The sequence below is a fragment of the Rhodococcus sp. NPDC056743 genome, from assembly GCF_042790355.1.
Taxonomy (GTDB): domain Bacteria; phylum Actinomycetota; class Actinomycetes; order Mycobacteriales; family Mycobacteriaceae; genus Rhodococcus_F.
In genome coordinates this window covers 174,073-193,865 of sequence record NZ_JBHTZI010000008.1, presented here as the reverse complement: position 1 = coordinate 193,865, position 19,793 = coordinate 174,073, and the positions used below count along the sequence as shown (strand labels likewise).

At 62.6% G+C, this 19,793-nt stretch carries 18 protein-coding genes; 7 read left to right on the top strand and 11 right to left on the bottom strand.

Going from position 1 to position 19,793, the window contains the following annotated elements; genetic code table 11:
- Positions 1-2 precede the first annotated feature (2 nt).
- The gene (locus ACFRFQ_RS19670; protein ID WP_138868175.1) at positions 3-257 is read right to left on the bottom strand and encodes a hypothetical protein; all 255 of its coding nucleotides are present in this window, start codon (positions 255-257) and stop codon (positions 3-5) included.
- An 18-nt stretch (positions 258-275) separates the two neighbouring features.
- Between ACFRFQ_RS19670 and ACFRFQ_RS19665 the strand changes: the two genes are divergently transcribed.
- On the top strand, positions 276-974 hold the full coding sequence (locus tag ACFRFQ_RS19665) for a hypothetical protein (RefSeq protein WP_378661080.1): 699 nt from the start codon (positions 276-278) through the stop codon (positions 972-974).
- Here ACFRFQ_RS19665 and ACFRFQ_RS19660 read toward each other — a convergent pair.
- The 3 genes from ACFRFQ_RS19660 to ACFRFQ_RS19650 all read right to left on the bottom strand — a co-directional run bounded on the left by ACFRFQ_RS19660 (position 960) and on the right by ACFRFQ_RS19650 (position 2,860).
- On the bottom strand, positions 960-1,640 hold the full coding sequence (locus ACFRFQ_RS19660; RefSeq protein ID WP_378661077.1) for a PhzF family phenazine biosynthesis protein: 681 nt from the start codon (positions 1,638-1,640) through the stop codon (positions 960-962). The genes ACFRFQ_RS19665 and ACFRFQ_RS19660 overlap by 15 nt on opposite strands.
- Positions 1,641-1,730: 90 nt before the next feature.
- Positions 1,731-2,270 carry a carboxymuconolactone decarboxylase family protein gene (locus tag ACFRFQ_RS19655; protein WP_378661074.1) on the bottom strand — a complete coding sequence of 180 codons (540 nt, stop codon included), beginning with the start codon at positions 2,268-2,270 and terminating at the stop codon, positions 1,731-1,733.
- A gap of 2 nt (positions 2,271-2,272) precedes the next feature.
- Positions 2,273-2,860, bottom strand: a complete 588-nt coding sequence (locus ACFRFQ_RS19650) for a peroxiredoxin (RefSeq protein ID WP_033234808.1) — start codon at positions 2,858-2,860, stop codon at positions 2,273-2,275.
- A 197-nt stretch (positions 2,861-3,057) separates the two neighbouring features.
- Between ACFRFQ_RS19650 and ACFRFQ_RS19645 the strand changes: the two genes are divergently transcribed.
- On the top strand, positions 3,058-3,984 hold the full coding sequence (locus ACFRFQ_RS19645) for a LysR substrate-binding domain-containing protein (protein WP_378661070.1): 927 nt from the start codon (positions 3,058-3,060) through the stop codon (positions 3,982-3,984).
- A 29-nt stretch (positions 3,985-4,013) separates the two neighbouring features.
- Here ACFRFQ_RS19645 and ACFRFQ_RS19640 read toward each other — a convergent pair whose 3' ends face one another.
- Complete coding sequence (locus ACFRFQ_RS19640; RefSeq protein ID WP_378661067.1) at positions 4,014-5,402, bottom strand: FAD-binding oxidoreductase; 1,389 nt, start codon at positions 5,400-5,402, stop codon at positions 4,014-4,016.
- 56 nt (positions 5,403-5,458) lie between these two features.
- Positions 5,459-6,307: a LysR substrate-binding domain-containing protein gene (locus ACFRFQ_RS19635; RefSeq protein ID WP_378661064.1), complete on the bottom strand. Its 849-nt coding sequence runs from the start codon at positions 6,305-6,307 to the stop codon at positions 5,459-5,461.
- A gap of 56 nt (positions 6,308-6,363) precedes the next feature.
- Here ACFRFQ_RS19635 and ACFRFQ_RS19630 point away from each other — a divergent pair, with 56 nt between their 5' ends.
- Positions 6,364-6,771 (top strand): DUF5997 family protein, encoded by a 408-nt coding sequence (locus ACFRFQ_RS19630; RefSeq protein ID WP_033234799.1) that lies wholly within the window; start codon positions 6,364-6,366, stop codon positions 6,769-6,771.
- Positions 6,772-6,825: 54 nt separating this feature from the next.
- Here ACFRFQ_RS19630 and ACFRFQ_RS19625 read toward each other — a convergent pair whose 3' ends face one another.
- The 3 genes from ACFRFQ_RS19625 to ACFRFQ_RS19615 all read right to left on the bottom strand — a co-directional run bounded on the left by ACFRFQ_RS19625 (position 6,826) and on the right by ACFRFQ_RS19615 (position 11,529).
- On the bottom strand, positions 6,826-9,330 hold the full coding sequence (locus tag ACFRFQ_RS19625; protein WP_378661060.1) for a DEAD/DEAH box helicase: 2,505 nt from the start codon (positions 9,328-9,330) through the stop codon (positions 6,826-6,828).
- A 26-nt stretch (positions 9,331-9,356) separates the two neighbouring features.
- Positions 9,357-10,394: an alpha/beta fold hydrolase gene (locus ACFRFQ_RS19620; protein WP_378661057.1), complete on the bottom strand. Its 1,038-nt coding sequence runs from the start codon at positions 10,392-10,394 to the stop codon at positions 9,357-9,359.
- Positions 10,395-10,569: 175 nt separating this feature from the next.
- On the bottom strand, positions 10,570-11,529 hold the full coding sequence (locus ACFRFQ_RS19615; RefSeq protein WP_138868189.1) for a proteasome assembly chaperone family protein: 960 nt from the start codon (positions 11,527-11,529) through the stop codon (positions 10,570-10,572).
- A gap of 351 nt (positions 11,530-11,880) precedes the next feature.
- Between ACFRFQ_RS19615 and ACFRFQ_RS19610 the strand changes: the two genes are divergently transcribed.
- Together ACFRFQ_RS19610 and ACFRFQ_RS19605 are read left to right on the top strand one after the other, a co-directional pair.
- Positions 11,881-12,579, top strand: a complete 699-nt coding sequence (locus ACFRFQ_RS19610) for a sensor domain-containing protein (RefSeq protein ID WP_378661054.1) — start codon at positions 11,881-11,883, stop codon at positions 12,577-12,579.
- 156 nt (positions 12,580-12,735) lie between these two features.
- A complete protein-coding gene (locus ACFRFQ_RS19605) occupies positions 12,736-13,857 on the top strand; it encodes a DUF4192 domain-containing protein (protein ID WP_378661051.1) in 1,122 nt (373 codons plus the stop codon).
- 38 nt (positions 13,858-13,895) lie between these two features.
- Here ACFRFQ_RS19605 and galE read toward each other — a convergent pair whose 3' ends face one another.
- Entirely contained in the window at positions 13,896-14,879 is a 984-nt protein-coding gene (gene galE / locus ACFRFQ_RS19600; protein WP_138868191.1) for a UDP-glucose 4-epimerase GalE, read from the bottom strand.
- Positions 14,880-14,887: 8 nt separating this feature from the next.
- On the bottom strand, positions 14,888-15,574 hold the full coding sequence (locus ACFRFQ_RS19595; protein WP_033234793.1) for a metal-dependent transcriptional regulator: 687 nt from the start codon (positions 15,572-15,574) through the stop codon (positions 14,888-14,890).
- Positions 15,575-15,749: 175 nt separating this feature from the next.
- On the opposite strand from ACFRFQ_RS19595, the gene ACFRFQ_RS19590 reads away from it, so the two are divergent.
- Together ACFRFQ_RS19590 and ACFRFQ_RS19585 are read left to right on the top strand one after the other, a co-directional pair.
- The gene (locus ACFRFQ_RS19590) at positions 15,750-17,021 is read left to right on the top strand and encodes an acetoin utilization protein AcuC (protein WP_378661047.1); all 1,272 of its coding nucleotides are present in this window, start codon (positions 15,750-15,752) and stop codon (positions 17,019-17,021) included.
- Positions 17,014-19,755 carry a GNAT family N-acetyltransferase gene (locus tag ACFRFQ_RS19585; protein WP_378661045.1) on the top strand — a complete coding sequence of 914 codons (2,742 nt, stop codon included), beginning with the start codon at positions 17,014-17,016 and terminating at the stop codon, positions 19,753-19,755. The genes ACFRFQ_RS19590 and ACFRFQ_RS19585 overlap by 8 nt, the downstream gene beginning before the upstream one ends.
- Positions 19,756-19,793: the final 38 nt, after the last annotated feature.

Sequence of the window (19,793 nt, the reverse complement as noted above, 5' to 3'; positions counted from 1 at the left end):
AACTAGCTGCGGCGTCGGAAGATTTTCTTCATCCGGCGCCGCAGTGTGCTCGGGACCGGTTCCAGTTCGATGGTGTCCTGCTCCGACGCCCTGGCATACGCCTGCGTGTATCGCTCGTGGAGGACGGAGCGAATCTCGTCGGGGGAGTATGCCCGACGCGCACGTTCATTCCGCACGGCGAGTACGCCGGTGGCCGCGACCCCCATAGCGCCGGCGAGGCCGACGAGCTTCCATACGTGCGAGGCGCGAAGTGTCATCCCTCTAGGCTAGAGGTTATGGACAGACGATCGCGCTCTCAGGTGACTCTCGACGAGGCTGCCAGTGTCACCCGCACTGGCGATATCTGGATCTTTCGTGGAGATTCCACGGCCGACAAGGCAATTCAGACGCTCACCAACAGCCCGGTGAATCACGTCGGGATGTCGGTGGTGATCGACGATCTGCCACCGCTCATGTGGCACGCGGAGCTCGGTCATTCGTTGCAGGACATGTGGACCGGTCGTTTCCAGCGCGGCGTGCAGTTGCACGATCTGAAGGCCGCTGTACAGGTGTGGGGAGCCAAGTACGGTCAGCAGGGCTGGCTGCGGCAACTCGACACTCCGGTCACGCGTGAACAAGAGGATGCGTTGCTGCGCACCATTGCCCGCTTGGACGGCACGCCGTTTCCCTCCACCGCCAAGCTTGCATCACGCTGGTTCGGTGGGCGCGTACCCAAGTTCCGGAAGAAGCCCGAAGCACCGGCGTCCGGCATCGAAAGCGCCTACTGTGCCGAAGTTGTCGCGCAGACGTACGAGGCAATGGGTCTGATGGTCGGGAACCGACGCATCAACTGGTTCGACCCCGGCAAGTTCTGGAGTGGCGATCAACTGCCCCTCGCACCCGGAGTCGCACTCGGCGACGAAATTGCCGTGACGCTCAGCGCCGCAGACCTCGAGGCAGGACGGAATCCGGCAGGGCAGTCACAAAGTTCGTGACTGCTCGGCAACCACGCGTCCGCCTACCTCCAGCCACCCATCGGTTGAGTAAGTGGTGTGCAGGATTGATCCCCGTCCCTGAGTGATCCGAAGTGATTTCCGGAGGTGATCGGTGATGCGCAGCGCTGCCGAGCCGGTAGCTTCGTCCTCGGGGATTCCCATTTCCGGTGCGAACATACGTGAGCGAATGGAAGATTCGAGTTTGTCCTGCCACGCCCAGAGGTAGGAGTGGTCGGTTTCGTAGTCCGACGGAACGGCGTCGATCACGTCGTCCACCGTTTCTAGGGGGTAGAGAGCAAACTCCGGCGCCCACTCGGCGCGGGCGCGAACCCACGTGAGGTTGCCGCTACGGCGTACATCGAGTTCGCCGGCTGGCACGCCCAGTGTTGTCACCGGTCGAGTCTGCTCGTGCAGCCACCACGTGAGGCCGACCGTGGGATGGCCGGCAAAGGGGAGTTCTGCTGCCGAAGTGAAGATCTGGGCGCTCGCTCGTGTGGCGCCCACATCGGGGAGATCGACAAAAATCGTTTCGCTGTACCCGAGCGCCTCGGCGACTTCTTGCCGTTCGGATAGTGCGACCAGTGAAGCGTCGACAATCCCGAGTGGGTTGCCGTGCTTGCCGTTTTCGTCCGTGAAAACCCGGACCACACTCACTTCGATGCCCATCGGTCCACAGTAGCGCGCAGGAAAAACGACTAAACCCTCCCCACCATGGAAGGTGGGGAGGGTTTAGTCGACTACTGCGTCGGTCTGAGATCAGACCTGTGCGGCAGAGAGGATCTCGTTGGCCTCGACAGCCTGCGCGACACCCATGACGATGGAACCGGCACGGATCGCTTCGAAGATGACCTCGCGGGAAACGCCTTCCTGACGGAGGGTGTTCTCGTGAGCTTCGAGGCAATGGTTGCAGCCGTTGATCGCGGAAACCGCGAGCGACCACAATTCGAAGTCGGCCTTGTCGACGCCCGGGTTGCCGATGATGTTCATCCGCAGGCCCGCACGAAGGTCGTCGTACTTACCGTCAAGGTAGCCCTTGGTGCGGTAGAAGACGTTGTTCATGCCCATGATCGCCGCTGCACCGAGCGCTGCGTTGTACGCCTCAGCGGACAGATTGTCTGCCGCCTCGGCTGCGATCTCCTTGAGCGTGGTCGCCGACTTGGTGGCAGCCGCGGTTGCGAGGAGGGTGCCCCACAGCTGCTGCTCGTTCAAAACCGTGGTGCGCGCAATGGAACTCAGGTTGAGCTTGAGATCCTTGGCGTACTCGGGAAGCGAATCTTTCAGGTTGTCGACGCTCATGATCAGACGCTCGCGTTCAGCAGCTCGCCGGCGTTGATCGTCGGGTCGCCCTTCTTCCAGTTGCAGGCGCACAGCTCGTCGCTCTGCAGAGCGTCGAGAACGCGGAGAACCTCGTCGACGTTACGGCCGACGGAACCGGCTGTGACGGAGACGAACTGGATCTCGTTGTTGGGGTCGACGATGAACGTCGCGCGGTCTGCAACGCCGTCAGCGTTGAGGACGCCGGTGGCCTCGGCAAGCTCGCGCTTGAGGTCCGAGAGCATCGGGAAGGGGAGTGTCTTGAGCTCGTCGTGCTGTGCACGCCACTGGAAGTGAACGAACTCGTTGTCGACGGAAGCGCCGAGAACCTGTGCGTCGCGGTCTGCGAACTCGTCGTTCAGCTTGCCGAATGCTGCGATCTCCGTGGGGCACACGAACGTGAAGTCCTTGGGCCAGAAGAAGACGATGCGCCACTTGCCGGCGTAATCGTCGCTCGTGATCTGAGTGAAGTAGTCGTCGGGCTGCTGAGCGTCGACCTTGGAGAGGTCGCCGCCGATAACGGCCTTCAGGTTGTATGCCGGGAACTGGTCGCCGATTGTCAGCAGAGCCATATGTCTCGTCCTCCTACTTGTCTTGTGAACAGGTTTTTCTCACACGCACGATCACGAATGACTGTGATCGAAAGTTCTCGATACCGCCGAAGCGGGTCTCACCGTCGTGGTGCATGACCGGCGCTTTTTGGTATGAGTCCATTCTGCATCAAAGTGGTCAAAAGGTAAAGGTGATAGGTGGCACTACACTGATAGGCATGGCTGATCAGACTTATCAACCTTCCTTGTCACAGCTGCGTGCCTTCGTCTCGGTGGCGGAACATCGCCACTTCGGCACCGCTGCAGCACGTTTGAGTGTGAGCCAACCCACACTCTCGCAGGCGTTGGCCGCGCTCGAATCGGGCCTCGGCGTGCAATTGATCGAACGCAGTACCCGACGCGTCCTCGTCACCGGCGACGGTCAGCGGCTCCTCAGCCAAGCGAAGCTGATCCTCGAAGCCGCCGACGGATTTGTCGCGAGCGCCGCCGGAATAGGGGATCGATTGGCCGGGCCACTTCGGATCGGGCTGATTCCCACTGTCGCGCCGTACATTCTGCCGTCACTGCTGCCGGCATTGCGGGCATCCATGCCGACGGTTGCCCCTCACGTCATCGAGGACCAAACCGCACGCCTGCTCGACTCACTGCGATCGGGTGCCCTCGATCTGGCCCTGCTCGCGCTACCCGCCGGTGCGCCTGGGCTGATCGAGATACCGCTCTACGACGAGGATTTTGTTCTTGTCGTCCCAGTCGGCCACCCGTTGGCCGGGCGGGACGATCTCACCGCAGACGTCCTCGACGAACTGCCCTTGCTGCTTCTCGACGACGGGCATTGCCTGCGGGACCAGACGCTCGATCTGTGCCGCTCCGTCGACGCCCATCCGCTCTCCGGGGATACCCGGGCAACATCCTTGGCGACGATCGTGCAGTGTGTTGCCGGCGGCCTCGGTGTGACCTTGGTCCCTGAATCGGCTGTGCCGGTGGAGAGTCGGAGAGGTGAACTCGCTACAGCGACATTCACGGCGCCGGCACCCGGCCGGACTATCGGACTTGTGTTCCGCTCGTCCAGCGGCCGCGCCGAAGGGTTCGGCCAGTTGGCGGAGGTGGTGAAATCCGTGGCGCCGGGGCAGACGATCACTCAATGACATCTCCAACGTCGATCCGGCAGCGGCAGTCAGTCGCCGAGGACCAGGACCGCGCCGGGATTGAGAATCCCCAGGGGATCGAGCGCATCTTTGATCTTCCGATTGAGAGCCATCACGTCCTCACCCAGCTGAGCCGGCAACCAGTCGCGCTTGATTCGGCCCACTCCATGCTCGCCGGTGATGGTGCCGCCCAGTGCAATTGCGAGATCCATGACCCGACCGAATGCGATCTGGGCGCGCTCGGTCATATCGGGATCAGATGGATCGAACACGATCAGAGGATGAGTGTTTCCGTCGCCGGCGTGCGCGACGGTGCAGATAAGGACATCCAGGTCCGCGGCGATTGCTTCCACCCCGGTGATCAATCGCGGCAATGCTCGCATCGGAACTCCGACATCTTCGAGGAGCAGATTCCCCAACGCTTGAACGGCAGGAAACACCGCCCGCCGGGCCGCAGTGAAAGCATCACCCTCTGCCTTGTCGTCTGTCGCGAAAACTTCGGTAGCCCCGTTGTTTTCACACGCCGCGACAATGCTCTCGATCTCGAGCACGCCAGCGGCGCCTGGCGCATCGGATTGGGCCAGAATCAGTGCTCGAGCCTTCCGGTTGAGTCCCATCCGGACCGAATCCTCGACGGCATTGATGCTGGCATGGTCCATGAACTCGAGCATTGCCGGCCGAATGTTGCCGGTAATAGCCAACACTGCGTCCGCAGCTTCCTCGACAGAATCGAATGATGCCACCACCGTCGACGCCGGGGGCTGAGCGGGAATGAGGCGCAACGTCAGTTCCGTGATGATGCCCAGAGTGCCTTCGCTGCCGACAAATAGTTTCGTGAGTGAAAGTCCGGCAACATCTTTCAGTAGCGGACCACCCAGTGACACCGCGGTGCCGTCGGCGAGTACCACCTTCAGGGCAAGCACATAGTCGGTGGTGACGCCATATTTCACACAACAGAGTCCGCCGGCGTTGGTAGCGGCATTGCCACCGATGGAACAGATCTCGAACGACGACGGATCCGGTGGATACCAAAGCCCGTGCTCAGCGGCAGCGTTCTTGACCTCGGCATTCATCAGACCCGGCTGCGTGACAGCGACGCGAGCCACGGGATCGATCATGATCTGACGCATCTTCTCGGTGCTGACCATGACACAGCCGTCGACGGCACTCGAACCACCGGAGAGTCCTGAACCGGCACCACGCGGAACTACGGGAACTCGGTATTCGGTTGCCCAGCGCATCACAGCCTGGATGTCTTCGGTGCAGGTGGCCCGGACAACAGCCAAAGGGGTACCGGCATTCGGATCTGCTGCCCAGTCCTGCCGGTAACCAGCCGTCAGGTCCGGATCGCTGACGAGCGCACCGTCCGGCAGTGCCGCGATCAGTTCTGCCAGGACCGTCGAATCAACCGAAGTCATAACTCCATCATGCGCGCAGAACTCCGGAATGCGAGGTGAGTTGGAGGAACTCCCCGCTAGCGGCCCTTCGGTTTACCCGTGAACCGGCCACCCGAACTCTTGGTGCCGCCGGACTTGCCGCTGCCCGCCTTGCCACCGGCCTTCGCCTTACCGCCGCTGGTGTTGCGGCCCGAAACACTTTTTGCCGTTCCGGCACTCTTGGCTTTGTGGTCGGCTTTGGCCGCCTCGGCCCGGCGTTCCTTTGCCGCTTGCTTGGCCTTGACCGAACCCTTGATCTTCTCGGCGGGTTGACCGTTGCGTCCGCGTGAACTCTGAGCAGTACGTCCGCGCACGATGCCGATGAGTTCTTCGACCAATTCTGTGGTCTTGGACTCCAACCATGCCAAGGCGATCGGAGACTCGGGAGCGCCGGCAACCGGACGGAAGGTCAGATCCTTGCGATGGTGCAACCGCGCCACCGAATGCGGAACAACGACAACGCCGATGCCCGCCGCAACCAACTCGATGGCGTCGGCGATCGTTGCCGGCCGCTGAGCCGCCGCTTTACCCGGACGGGTCGTCCACTCGAGGGTGTCCTCGAGAGGATTGAGCACAATCTCCTCATCCAGATCGGCCACGGAAATCTGTTCTACAGCGGTGAACACATGATCTTTGGGGATCACCACGACGGGTGTCTCCGCATACAGGGAGATCGCGCTGAGTTCGGTGCGATCGATCGGCAAGCGGACCAGACCGGCGTCGGCCTCTCCCGCCCGCAGCGCTGCGACAACCTCGAGAACCGGAAACTGGACCAACTCCAGACGGACGTCGGGAAGCCGCTCGTGCCACACCCGAATCCACTTGGTCGGCGTTACCCCGGGGGCATACGCGAGTCGAAAAATTGCCGGACTATCCGCGTTGCTCACCCGCCAAGGCTACCGCCTTGGTAAAACGTGACGCGATGGCTGGCTACTCTTGACGCATGACGTCGAACAAAACGCCCCAGACGATGAAGCCGACGACGGCTGCCAAGAAGCTGGGTGTGTACCTGGAAGCAACACCGAAAGAGTTCCAGGAAGGCGACGTGACCCGTGAAGAACTGACCGCGCTTCAGACCGAAGCCCCGGAGTGGCTGCTGGAACTGCGCCGCACCGGCCCGCACCCGAAGCAGGTCATTGCCGCAAAGCTGGGCATCTCCATCGCCGGTCTTGCTCGCGGCGGCGTCGAAGAGGCACTCACCACGGATCAGGTTGCTGCCCTGCTGGAAGAAAAGCCCGAGTGGCTGGAGAAAGAACGCGCACTGCAAGCGGAGGTGCGCGCTGAAAACCTTCGTATCAAGGAAAAGCGCGCGTCGCGTCGCAATCAGCCGCGCAAGGCACGCCGCGGCTGAGCCTGCTGTGCGCCTTTGTCAACCGCGGGCGGTTAACAAAGGCGCACAGCAGTGCTAGCCCTCGACGATGCTGAGCTCGTCGAACACGATTTCACCCAACGCGTCGGACTCCGGGATGTCGACGACGCCGAGCAGCGCCCAGCCGTGATCACCCTCCGGGTCCTCGAGCACCTGACGCACTCGCCAGAACTCACCTTCCTCGACTACCTGGAACAACGCCGGCCCACGCGCTGACGGCCCCGTTCCGATCGAGTTGTACTCCTCGAAGTAGGGGAGTAGCTGCTCTTCCCACTCGGCGGCGTCGATACCGTCGTCGAGGTTTTCCAGTTCGTTCCACTGCCGCCGCGACGCAAGGTCGATCCGACGGAACATCGCGTTGCGCACCATGACGCGGAACGCCCGCGGGTTGGCCGAGATCGGCCGGGGAATATCGGCGCCGAATGCAACCTCTTCGGTGTCGGCTTCGGCTCCTGGGTCGGTGAGAGACTCCCACTCGTCGAGCAGGCTCGAGTCGACCTGTCGGATCAATTCACCCAGCCACTCGATGATGTCTTCGAGTTCTTCGGTACGGGCCTCGGTGGGCACGGTCTGGCGCAGCGCCCGGTAGGCGTCCGCAAGGTAACGCAGAACCAGTCCTTCGGAGCGTGTGAGGCCGTAGTGGCTGATCAATTCGGCAAAGGTCATCGCGCGTTCGATCATGTCGCGCACGACGGATTTGGGGGAGAGCGCAAATTCGGTGATCCACGGATGACCGCCGCGGTACATCTCGAAGGCAGGGAACAGTAACTCGGCCAACGGTTTCGGCCAGGTGACCTCTTCGAGGAGTTCCATGCGCTCCTCGTACTCGATACCGTCGGCCTTCATCTGCGCAACAGCCTCACCGCGGGCGAAGTGCTGCTGGCCCATCAATACCTGACGGGGGTCGTCGAGCGTCGATTCGATGATGGACACGACATCGAGTGCGTACGTATCGGATTCGACGTCGAGGAGTTCGAACGCGGCCAGTGCAAACGGCGAGAGCGGCTGATTCAAGGCGAAGTCGCGCTGTAAGTCCATCGTCAACCGCGCCATCCGGCCGTGCTCGTCGGGTTCGTCGAGGCGCTCGACAATGCCGGCGCTCAGCAATCCGCGGTACAGCGAGACCGCTTTGAGGATGTGCTTGCGTTGCGCCGGACGCGATTCGTGGTTGTCCTCCAGCAGATGTCGCATCGCGTCGAAGCAATTGCCCGGTCGAGCAATAACATTGAGCAGCATGGAGTTGCTGACGGAGAACCGCGACACCAAGGGTTCCGGTGATGCCGCAACCAGCCGGTCGAACGTCGCTTCGCTCCAGGACACAAACCCTTCGGGAGCCTTCTTGCGTTGAATCTTCTTGATCTTCTTCGGATCGTCGCCCGCCTTGGCAACTGCTCGCAGATTGTCCACCTCGTGTTCGGGTGCCTGCACGACGACGGTGCCCATCGTGTCGTAACCGGCCCGACCGGCGCGACCCGCGATCTGATGGAACTCACGAGCCTTCAGGTGGCGGGTGCGGACGCCGTCGTATTTGGCGAGACCGGTCAGCAACACGGTGCGGATCGGGACGTTGATGCCGACGCCGAGGGTGTCGGTGCCGCAGATGACCTTGAGCAGGCCGTCCTGAGCCAGTACCTCGATGAGCCGTCGGTACTTGGGCAGCATGCCGGCATGGTGAACGCCGATGCCGTGGCGGACCAACCGGGAGAGGGTCTTGCCGAATCCTGTTGTGAAGCGAAATCCGCCGAGCGCCTCGGCAATTGCTTCCTTCTCCGTTTTGGAGCAGAAGTTGACGCTCGTGAGCGCTTGCGCTCGTTCGAGAGCTGCTGCCTGCGTGAAGTGCACGATGTACACGGGAGCTTGGTTGGTGGTGACCAACTCTTCGATGGTCTCACCGACCGGGGTGGTGGCGTACGAGAACATCAGGGGGACAGGGCGTTCGGTACCGGAGACGACGGTGGTGGGCTTGCCGGTGCGACGCGTGAGGTCCTGGGAGAAGAAGTCCACTTCGCCCAGAGTTGCCGACATCAGCAAGAACTGGGCGTGCGGCAGTTCGATCAGCGGAACCTGCCACGCCCACCCACGGTCCGGTTCGGAGTAGAAATGGAACTCATCCATCACCACCTGGCCGATGTCGGAATCGGGTCCCTCGCGCAACGCGAGATTCGCGACGATCTCCGCTGTGGCACAGATGATGGGAGCCGACGAGTTGACGGCCGCGTCGCCGGTCATCATGCCGACGTTCTCCGCGCCGAACACCTCGCACAGGGCGAAGAACTTCTCGCTCACCAGCGCCTTGATGGGCGCGGTGTAATACGTACGTTTGCCCTGGGACATCGCGTAGAAATGCGCACCGATCGCCACCATCGACTTTCCGGAACCGGTTGGGGTAGCCAAAATGACATTGGCACCCGAGACCAGTTCCATCACAGCCTCTTCCTGGGCAGGATAGAGCGTCAAACCACGCTCGATTGTCCAGGATAAGAAGGCGTCGAAAACGGAATCGGGATCCGCGTTGTCGGGGAGCAGTTCCGTCAGCAGCACTTGTACAGGTTAGCCGCTGGCGGTGATCAGGTTGCGCTGCGCTCGTCGGAGCCCATCGCATCGAGTACCGCCATGCGTGTCGACGACGAACCGGTGATGGTGTTTTCGCCAACCCCGGCAATGAGCATGTGCCGCCAGTGCGCCTCGTCGAATACGAGGGGCGCTGTGCTCGCGAGGAACTCTTCGATCACCTGAAGGAAATGCATGGGGTCGTCGCGGAAAGGGAAGTGTCCGGATCCACGGAAAACTTCGAGTCGGGAGTTGGGCATCGCCGCATGCGCGAGGTGCGCGTGCGAGACAGGAATCACGGAATCTTCGTCACCCCAGATCAACTGAACCGGCAAATTCTCCGTCAGATAACACCGATCGAGCATCGTGACGACCTGACCTCGCCAGTCGACCACTGCGCGCAACGTCCGCAAGTAGGCCTCGTACGCAGTGGGATCGGGCAGTTCGGCGAGAACGCGAATGAGATCGGGAGTGTCGTGCAGCATGGTTCCCGGCCGCAGGTTCGATCCGTGGACGGCGCCGGCGAGAGTACCGGCGAGGCGCACGATGGGCATCGCTCCGGGAATGCGCAGGAGTTTGAGAACCTCGTTTACCACCGGCACCGACATCAACCGAAGAATCGGATGAACGTCCTTGGTGATGCCGCCGGTGGAGACCAACACGAGTCGATCGACCATGTCGGGGAACTGGTACGCAAATTGCATCGCCACACCGCCGCCGAGCGAATGCCCGATCACGCTGACGTGTTCGATGCCCAGAGTGGACAGCAAATCGCGCATGCCGTTGGCGTAGGCCGCTACCGAGTAGTCGGCACGAGGCTTGTCAGAGCGGCCGTGCCCGAGAAGGTCAGGGGCGATGACGGTGTAGTTCTTGGCCAGATGGGGGATGATCTCCGTCCACGTGGACGAGTTGTCGCCGATGCCGTGCAGGAGCAGAACTGCTGGGCCCTCGCCGGCAATGCGAAAAGCTCGACGGTAACCGTGAATCGTCCGAAACATCATCCGCGGTTCCTCGTCGGGAACTGGCCGGAGCTGCCGCGTTCGGGGTCTGCTCATGTCGCCTCCAGTATCAGCGCGTGACCGCTGTTGACTGAATCGCCCCGATTTGTTGAGCCGTCAACAAAAGTCACGCAGAATTTGAGGCTATCCGACAGATGTATCGAGAACAACATCTCAGGTAACGACGAGGTTGCGGATTGCGCACGATGTGCGCAATCCCGCAGCTCAGATGTCAGTTTCGGTCGGATTCGCCGTCATCCGGCGTGTCGAACTCTCCACTGCCTGCCTGTTCGGCCAGGAACCGCTCGAATTCGGCACCGATCTCGTCTCCACTGGGAAGGTCGGCCTCACCGGCGAGCAGCGACGCCTGCTGTTCCTGCGCCGTCACGAAGGTGTCGTACTGGCGCTCGAGAGCGTGGACTACAGTCTGAACTTCTTCGTTCCCGGCAATGTGCTCGTTAACCTGCTCGAGGACACGCGCCGACGCCTCGCCGAGGGCGGCGAGCGGCAATTCGAGCCCCGACACCGACGCCACATTTTCGAGCAAGGTCTCGGACGCAGCCGGGTAATCGGTCTGTGCGAGGTAATGGGGAACGTGGACGGAGAAACCGACGGCTTCGTGGCCGTGCTGGCTCATCCGAAATTCCAACAGCGACGACGCGCTGCCGGGAACCTGCAGTTCGCCGGACCAGCGCTGGTGATCGCCGATCAGATCCTTGTTCGTGGAATGCGCGGTCAGGCCCAACGGACGGGTGTGCGGAATTGCCATCGGGATCGCATTGAGTCCGATGGTCTGGCGTACGCCCAACTGTTCGGCAAGCAAGCGGACAGCGGTGGTGAACCGTTCCCACTTGAGATCGGGTTCCATGCCGGCAAGCAGCAGGAAGGGCGTTCCCACCGTGTCACGAAGCGCGTACAGGTTGATGGAAGGCGTGTCGTAGTCCGAGAAATGATCTGCCTTGAACGTCATCGTGGGACGACGTGATCGGTAGTCGATCAACTCGTCCACGGCAAACGACGCGACAAGTTCGGTTTCGAGGCTCTCACGCAGATGCTTCGTCGCAAGTTTCACGGCATGACCTGCGTCGGAGTAGCCCTCTAGTCCGTGGATGAGAACCGGTCCCTGGCCGTCGGCAGCCGACAACTGCGGTGCCGGGAATTCCAGCTCGTACATTTTCGACTGGTCGTCCATCGCAGTCCCCTTCGTTCACGGTGCTTGTTTCCAGTGTCCACTATCGGCAGTTGCCGATTCGCAGTGGAGTCGGCAGGCGAGTCGTCTTTTGCCGAGGTTCCTTTGGTGGAACACGCTCCGCGTGCTCGGGCATTCCCGAATTCCGATGCGGATGCGTTCGCCAAGAGCGAAGCACGCCGTCCGAGGTCGACACTCTCGCGGAGAGGGCGGAGATCCACGACCCGGCAGATTGAGCATGGCAGAGTAGCGATGAGGTACTGCCGTGGTGGATTTCTCCCATTCGGCTGCAGCCGAACGGAGGCACACGTGATGGTCGGTCGGGGATCGCGCAGGTCGAGGCTCACAGGCGTCGTGACTGTTGTTGCCGCGCTGGGATTGGCAGCGGGGTGTTCCTCGTCGGTTCCCGGGGAGGCTTTGCCTGACGCCGGCGGGCAGACACCCGCCGCTGCGGCGACCACAACGAGCGCTACCGCTTCACCCAAGGCAGCGCCGTTGGCGGACCTCTTACTGACTCCGGCAGAGTTTCCGCCACCGTTCGACGCAGTAGTACTTCCCGCGCAAGCTGTTCCGATGGCCGCGCCGGATCTGGTGGGCGTTCCGCGTGGAGCAACCGTCGACCCTGCCGACTGCGCCCCACCCGAACAGGATTACGGACCTACAGGCACCGTGATGGCTGTGGGCACTGACAACGCGAGCAGATCGACTATCTCGGTGGAACTGACCCGGAGCGAGACCAGCCTGACCACGTTGGAAGCGCAGACCGAAGATTGCACGTCGATGAAGGTGACCGCAAACGGTGTGACGTCGACGGTTACGACCGCGATCTTGCCGCCTTCGCCGATCAATGCCGATCAAACGTTGTCGTTGCGTCGCACGGTGTCGACACCGTCCTCGGCTACCGGTGGCCAAACGATGTTGACGTTGATGGCCCAGGTCGGTGACGTGCGCATTGCTGTCACGCTGATGACATTCGGTGCAACCGAGCCGTCCACCGCGCCCCTGGACGAGGCATTTACCGCTGCTGTTCAGAAAGTTCGCGCCGGTAGCTGAGAATCATGCACGAGGCACCGACTCGCATCGTGTGATCAGCGCCTGTCTTCGTGATTCGTCCACAGCAACATCGGTTGTCCACAGCCGAGCGTGACGTGGCACGTTTCGCCAGGTCGAACGCCGGGTCGCGGCGACCGCGCTTGCCATGGTTCTTCCATGACAACACCACCGTTTTCCCGCGAATTCGAATCCTCCGACGACCAGGTGCAGAGTTGGGCGTCGCCAGAGTCCGAACACCTCTCCGAACCAGGCGAGCTGATCGCCGCGATCCCAGCGCTGATGGGATTTTGTCCCGAAGACTCCGTCGTCGCGTTGTGCCTGATGGGCACCACACCTAAAACGCTCGGACCGATCATGAGGCACGACTACTTTCCCAATATCGGGTCCGAGCTTGCTCCGGCGATGCACTCGGCTCTCGAACAATTTGTTCGAGTCTGCGCGACGGAAGGAACCGTCGCGGTGATCCTGGTGATGATCGGAGACCATCCGATGGGGGAATTGTTCGACATAGCAGCGGAATTCAACGACATGCTGACCGGCAACGGCGTCGAGCTCGTCGATGTGCTCGCCGTGCCGGTGATCGCCAGGGGCCGAGACTGGATGAGCATCCTTGCCCCGGATCGGTATGGCCGTCTGCCCGATCCCGGCTCGTCCTCTGTCGCTGCTGCCCAGGTCCTCGGGGGCCGTGTGATCAGAGCGTCCCGCGGCGAGTTGGTGCATTCGGTTCGTGGGCAATCGAGCAATCACGCGGTGATCGGATCATTGATCGACCGGGGGCGCGCACAGCTCGCGTCGCTGCGCTGTGAGGCACATTGTTCGAACGATCCCTTCGCTCAGGTGCGCCGGGAGGTCGAGGAAGTCCTGACGCATGTCGAGCGGATGCGGCGTGGGATATCTCCCGACCCCCGAGAATGCGCGCACCTGGCACTGGTGTTGTCCGACGTGCGCGTCCGGGACACCGTCATGGGTCTGGCGGCCACGGAGTACGCGGATTCCGCGGAAGCCTTGTGGGCGATCTTGACTCACGAACTTCCGGTTCCCGAATGTTCTTTTCCCGCTACACTTCTGGGGTTCTTTTCCTATGCCCGCGGCGACGGCCCACTCGCTGGTATCGCGCTTGCGTACGCGCTGGAAGCGGACCCCGAATACTCGTTGGCCGGCTTGCTCGACAACTCGCTGCAAGCCGGCCTGAGACCGGACGGAATTCGTGCCTTGGCAGAAGTCGGACTCGACCTCGCCCGGGACTTCGACGTGAGTGCGATGCCCGAGGCGAGGTGACTGGGCCGAGTAGTGACTGGACCTGGAGAGTCGCAGATCTACCGAGCAGAGTGCGATGCAGAACCGAGGTCCTGCAGGAACTGCCAAGCATCCGCGACGATGACGTCCAGATCGGTGCGTGTCGGTGTCCACCCCAGTTCGGCAATTGCCTTGTCGCTGGACGCGATCAAAACGGCGGGATCGCCGAGGCGGCGTGGAGCATCCTCGACGTTGATCGGAAGTCCGGTCACCCGAGCACACGACGCAATAACCTCGCGGACGCTGAATCCGGCGCCGCTACCGAGGTTGTAGATGCGATGCTCGGATGGTGTGGACTTCTCCAACGCGAGAAGATGAGCCTCGGCCAGATCGAGCACGTGGATGTAGTCCCGCACAGCAGTGCCGTCGGGCGTGGGCCAATCGGTGCCGAAGACCGCGATCTTGTCTCGCTGCCCCAGCGCAACCTGCAGGATCAACGGGATCAGATGTGTTTCGACAACCCGGTTTTCACCAGCAGACTTGTACGCACCCGCAACATTGAAGTATCGCAGGCTGGTGGCGGCTAGACCGTGCGCGACGGAATACGACGTGATCGCGTGGTCGATGGCAAGCTTGGATGCCCCGTATGGATTTGTAGGCCGAGTCGGAGCAGTCTCCATGATCGGAGTCTGCTCCGGCTCGCCGTACGTCGCCGCCGTCGACGAGAACACCAACCTCGGAGTCCGAGAGGCCCGAATGGCCTCGAGGAGCGCGAGGGTTGTGACGACATTGCCCTGCCAGTACTTTTCGGGATGGAGCACCGATTCGCCGACAAGTGACTGCGCGGCAAAGTGCAGTACGCCGTCAAAAATCGGGGAGTTGCCGAGGACCTTCGCAGCCGTCTCCGCTACATCACCTTCGATGAAGTCGGCACCTGCGGGGACGGCATCGGCATTTCCGGTGGAGAGGTCGTCGATCACAACGACCTCGTGTCCGCGTTCGAGTAGCACTGTGCTGCAGACACTGCCGACATAGCCGGCACCGCCGGTGACCAAAAGTTTCATGAAATTCCTCAGACCAGCTTTACCTGTACGGCGTGCGCCATTTCTTCTGCCAATTCCACACCGTCGTGGCCGGGCACGATGATGGTGACCGAACCTGGGCGGGTCTCAACGGTCACGCGGGCATCCGGAACAACGCCTGCGTCGCGCAGCTGCGCGATCACATCGGGATCGGACTGCACGTGCTCGGCGAGCCTGCGCACAACCACGGCCGTCGGCTTGCCCGCCGGAACGTCGGTGAGACGCATCAAGGTCTCGGCAGGATTGCTCGGGCCGTCGAGGCCCAGCTGATCCAGCCCGGGAATGGGATTACCGTACGGCGATGTGGTGGGGTTGTTCAGCACGACGACGAGGCGGCGCTCGACGTCCTCGCTCATCACATGCTCCCAGCGGCACGCCTCGGCATGCACGTCTTCCCACTTCAAGCCGATGATGTCCACCAGCAGTCGTTCTGCCAAGCGGTGCTTACGCATGACCGAAACGGCCAGGTCGCGGCCCTTGTCGGTGAGCTCCAGGTGTCGATCGCCGGCAACCATCAGCAATCCGTCACGCTCCATGCGCGCAACAGTCTGGCTGACGGTGGGTCCGCTCTGTTCGAGCCGTTCGGCGATCCGCGCCCGGAGTGGGACAACGCCCTCTTCTTCCAAGTCGTAGATCGTCCGGAGATACATCTCCGTGGTGTCGACTAGATCCTTCACACTCAACCCCTTCGTCAACGGTCATTCTACCGTTCGGTTCCGGAAACTTGTGCCGCTCGATCAGCGGCGAGTCCAGCTGCTCGGCCGGCGCCGACATCCCTGGTGCGGCGGCCTGCGCACACGAGCTGAACAGTGTGGTGCACGGCACGAATCCAACACGAAGTAGCGTGTTCCCATGACCGCCTCGATCAGATCTGACGAGGACCCCACGACGCCTCGAGCAAATCGAGTTGTGGTGTGGAGTCCGGAGTACCTGAGTTATCGGTGGAGTAACGATCACCCGATGAATCCGACCCGCCTCGACCTGACGATGGAACTCTCCCGTGGCCTCGGACTGCTCGAGGGTATCGAGTTCCTCGAACCCACACCTGCCAGCGACGTCGACCTCCTCCGCATACACACGCCCGCGTACGTTGCCGCCGTCAAATCGGCCGGCCATTCTGCTTCCAACGGTGTTACCGGCGCGGATGTTCCCCACGGTCTCGGGACCGAGGACAACCCGGTTTTCCCGCAGATGCACGAGGCGAGCGCAATTCTTGCCGGTGGTTCCCTGGCCGCTGCCAAGGAAATCGCGTCGGGCCGCACCCGTCGTGCCGTCAGTATCGGCGGCGGAATGCATCACGCGATGGCCGACTGGGCATCGGGATTCTGCGTGTACAACGATGCGGCCGTTGCGATCTCCTGGCTCCTCGACAACGGATACGACCGCATCGCGTACATCGACGTCGACGCACATCACGGTGACGGTGTGCAGCACGCATTTCTCGGCGACCCGCGAGTCTTGACGGTGTCCCTGCATCAGCATCCGGCAACACTGTGGCCGAATACCGGGTGGTCAAGCGAAGTCGGGGACGGCGCAGCGGAGGGAACGGCTGTCAACATCCCGGTACTGCCGGGAACCGTGGACGCATTGTGGCTGCGGGCATTTCACGCGGTGGTGCCCGGCGCGATCGCCGCGTTCCGGCCGCAGATCATCATCAGCCAATGCGGCGTCGACTCGCATCGGGAAGATCCGCTGGCCGATCTGGCATTGACCGTCGACGGTCAACGAGCCGCGTTTCTCGCGATGCGTGATCTCGCCGACCGCTACAGCGAAGGTCGATGGCTGGCGGTCGGTGGCGGCGGATACGGACTGGTGCGGATCGTGCCACGGGCGTGGACGCATCTCATCGCAGCTGCGCTCGATCGTGACATCGACGTGAATACGACGCTTCCGGACGGGTGGAAGGAAAAGACCGGGGCGATGGCCCCTGGCGTGGAACTTCCCGAGACCATGGGGGACGGCGGCGACATCAACTTCTCGAAGTGGGACGGGCCCGGCGGTACACCCGAGACGGGAGTGGCGTCGGTGGACCGAGCGCTCACCCGCATCGATTCCGCCATCATCGCGACGCGCCGCGCTGCGTTTCCGCTTCTCGGACTCGACCCGGAGGATCCCCGTGACTGAACAGTCCGACCCCAAATCCGATACCGGCTCCAAGTCCGACACCGGCCCCAAGTCCGACACCGAAGCCAAGGCTGCCGCTGCGGTGGACGCGGCGCACAACTATCCCCATGAATGGGTTGTCGACGTGCTCGCGTCGGACGGCGGCGCAGTTGCCCTGCGGCCGATCGTTCCCGAGGACGCGGACAAGCTTGTCGATTTCCACGGAAAGCTCTCCGAGCGCACGCGGTACCTGCGGTACTTCGGTCCGTACCCCACGATGTCCAAGCGCGACGTCACGAACTTCACGACGGTCGATCACCACAACCGGGTCGCGTTTGTCATGATGCTCGGCGACGAGATCATCGCCGTCGGCCGGTACGAGCGGCTCATCGACGTCGGTGACGGCAAGTCGGCGGAGGTGGCGTTTGTTGTTGCCGACGCCCATCAAGGGCGCGGCCTGGGCCCCATCTTGCTCGAGTATCTGGCTGCTGCTGCGGCGGAGAACGGGCTGACGATGTTCGTGGCCGAGGTTCTGTCCGAGAACCGCAACATGGTCACTGTGTTCCGTGAAGCCGGGTATCAGGTCAGTCGATCGTTCGACGGGGGAGTGCTGCGCCTCGAATTCGCGATCGACCCCACGGAAGCCCTTGTGTCCGTGCGTAATTCCCGGGAGCGGGCGGCTGAGGCCCGGAGTATGGGCAACGTACTCAGTCCACGGTCCGTGGCCGTGATCGGGGCGTCGGCCGACCCGGCGAAGGTCGGTAACGCGGTTCTGACCAATCTCCTGCGCGGCGGGTTCACCGGTCCGGTCTATCCGGTCAACGCCGAACACCGTTCGGTGCACGGAGTTCGGGCCTACAAGACTGTTCGTGAGATTCCCGACGATGTCGACCTGGCGGTTGTTGCCGTCCCGGCCGAATCCATCAGTTCGGTTCTCGACGACTGCCTCGACAAGGGCGTCAAGGCCCTGGTCGTCGTGTCGTCGGGGTTCAGCGACAGCGGCCCGGACGGTCGCACATCGGAGCGAAAGCTCGTCCACGCCGCACGTGCGCACGGGATGCGTCTCATCGGACCCAATGCGCTGGGAGTGGCAAACAACGATCCGGCGATCTCCCTGAACGCGACGCTGGCACCGGTTCTTCCCACCGCGGGCAACGTCGGCTTCTTCTGCCAGTCCGGTGCTTTGGGAATCGCGATCCTCGACGAGGCCGCGCGCAGTCGAATCGGGCTGTCGGCCTTCGTCTCTGCCGGTAACCGCGCCGACGTATCCGGAAATGACCTTCTGCAGTACTGGGATTCGGATCAGTCCACCGAAGTGGTGCTCCTGTACCTGGAGAGCTTCGGTAACCCACGAAAGTTCTCCCGGATCGCACGGCGGGTGGCGCGCAAGAAGCCGATCGTCGCGGTCAAGAGTGGACGCCACGCAGTACCGCCGGTGCTCGCGGCCACCGGAGTCGAGATCGACGACTCTGTGGTTCGCGCTCTGTTCGAACAGGCGGGTGTCATCCAGGTCGGGTCCATCTCCCAATTGTTCGACTGCGCACTGCTGTTCGGTTATCAACCGTTGCCGGCCGGTCCGCGTCTGGCCGTCATCGGCAACTCCACCGCTCTTGGTGTGCTGGCCGCGGACGCGGCTCGCAGCGAAGGGCTCCAAGTCAGCGATCCGATCGACCTGGGAGCGCAGGCCAGTCCCGAGTTGTTCGCGGCCGCTGTGCGTGATGCCTTGGCGTCCTTCGACGTCGACGCCGTCATCGCGGTGTTCGTCCCGCCGGTCGCCATCCCGGTCGAACCCTTCGCGAAGGCCCTCAAGGATGCGGTCGAGGGATCGGACAAGCCGATTCTCACGACGTTCCTGGCTGCGGAAGGTGTGCCGGAGGTGCTGACGGTCCGTGACGACGTCGGCAATCCGACTCGCGGGTCGGTACCGTCGTATCCGGGACCCGAACGTGCGGCACTGGCGTTGGCGCGGGCCTGGAGATATGCCGAATGGCGAAGTAAGCCCGCGTCCAAGGTGGTGCGGCCCGCCGGAATCGACTCCGAACGGGCTCGCCAGATGGTAGCCGCGTGGCTCGAAAACTCGCCCGGCCGTTGGCTTTCCGACTTCGAAGCGGCGGAACTATTAGCGTGCTACGGCGTCGACGTCGTCGAATTCCGCTCGGTCCTCAGTGCCGACGAAGCTGTTGAGGCGGCCGACGCACTCGGGTACCCCGTGGTGGTGAAGGCAACCGGTGAACTGTGGCGGCACCGCCCGGATCTTGGTGGTGTCCGCCTCGATCTGGTCGGACCGGACTCCGTTCGGCTTGCGTACAGCGACCTGGCCGCCGCTTCGGGGGAGCCGCTCCTGCACGTGCAGAAAATGGCACCCAAGGGCATCGGGTGTGTTGTGGCCGTGCAGGACGACCCGTCGTTCGGTTCACTGATCTCGTTCGGTCTGGCCGGCGTGATCTCGGATCTTCTCGGTGATCGTGCCTATCGAGTCCTACCGCTGACCGAGGACGCCGCCACCGAATTGATCGACGCCCCCAAAGCCGCGCCGCTGCTCTCCGGATACCGCAACGCCGTCCCCGTCAACAAGGGTGCGCTGGTGGATCTGGTTCAGCGAATCTCGACGTTGGCCGACGATATCCCCGAAGTTCGGGAGCTCGCCTGCGAGCCGGTACTGGCATCGGCGGTCGGTGCCGAGATCACCGACGCCCGCGTGCGCATCGGGCCGGAACCGAGCGCCGTGGATCTGGGACCCAGACGACTGCGCTGACCGCCCGCGTCAGACACAGAAAAACCGGCCACCGTACG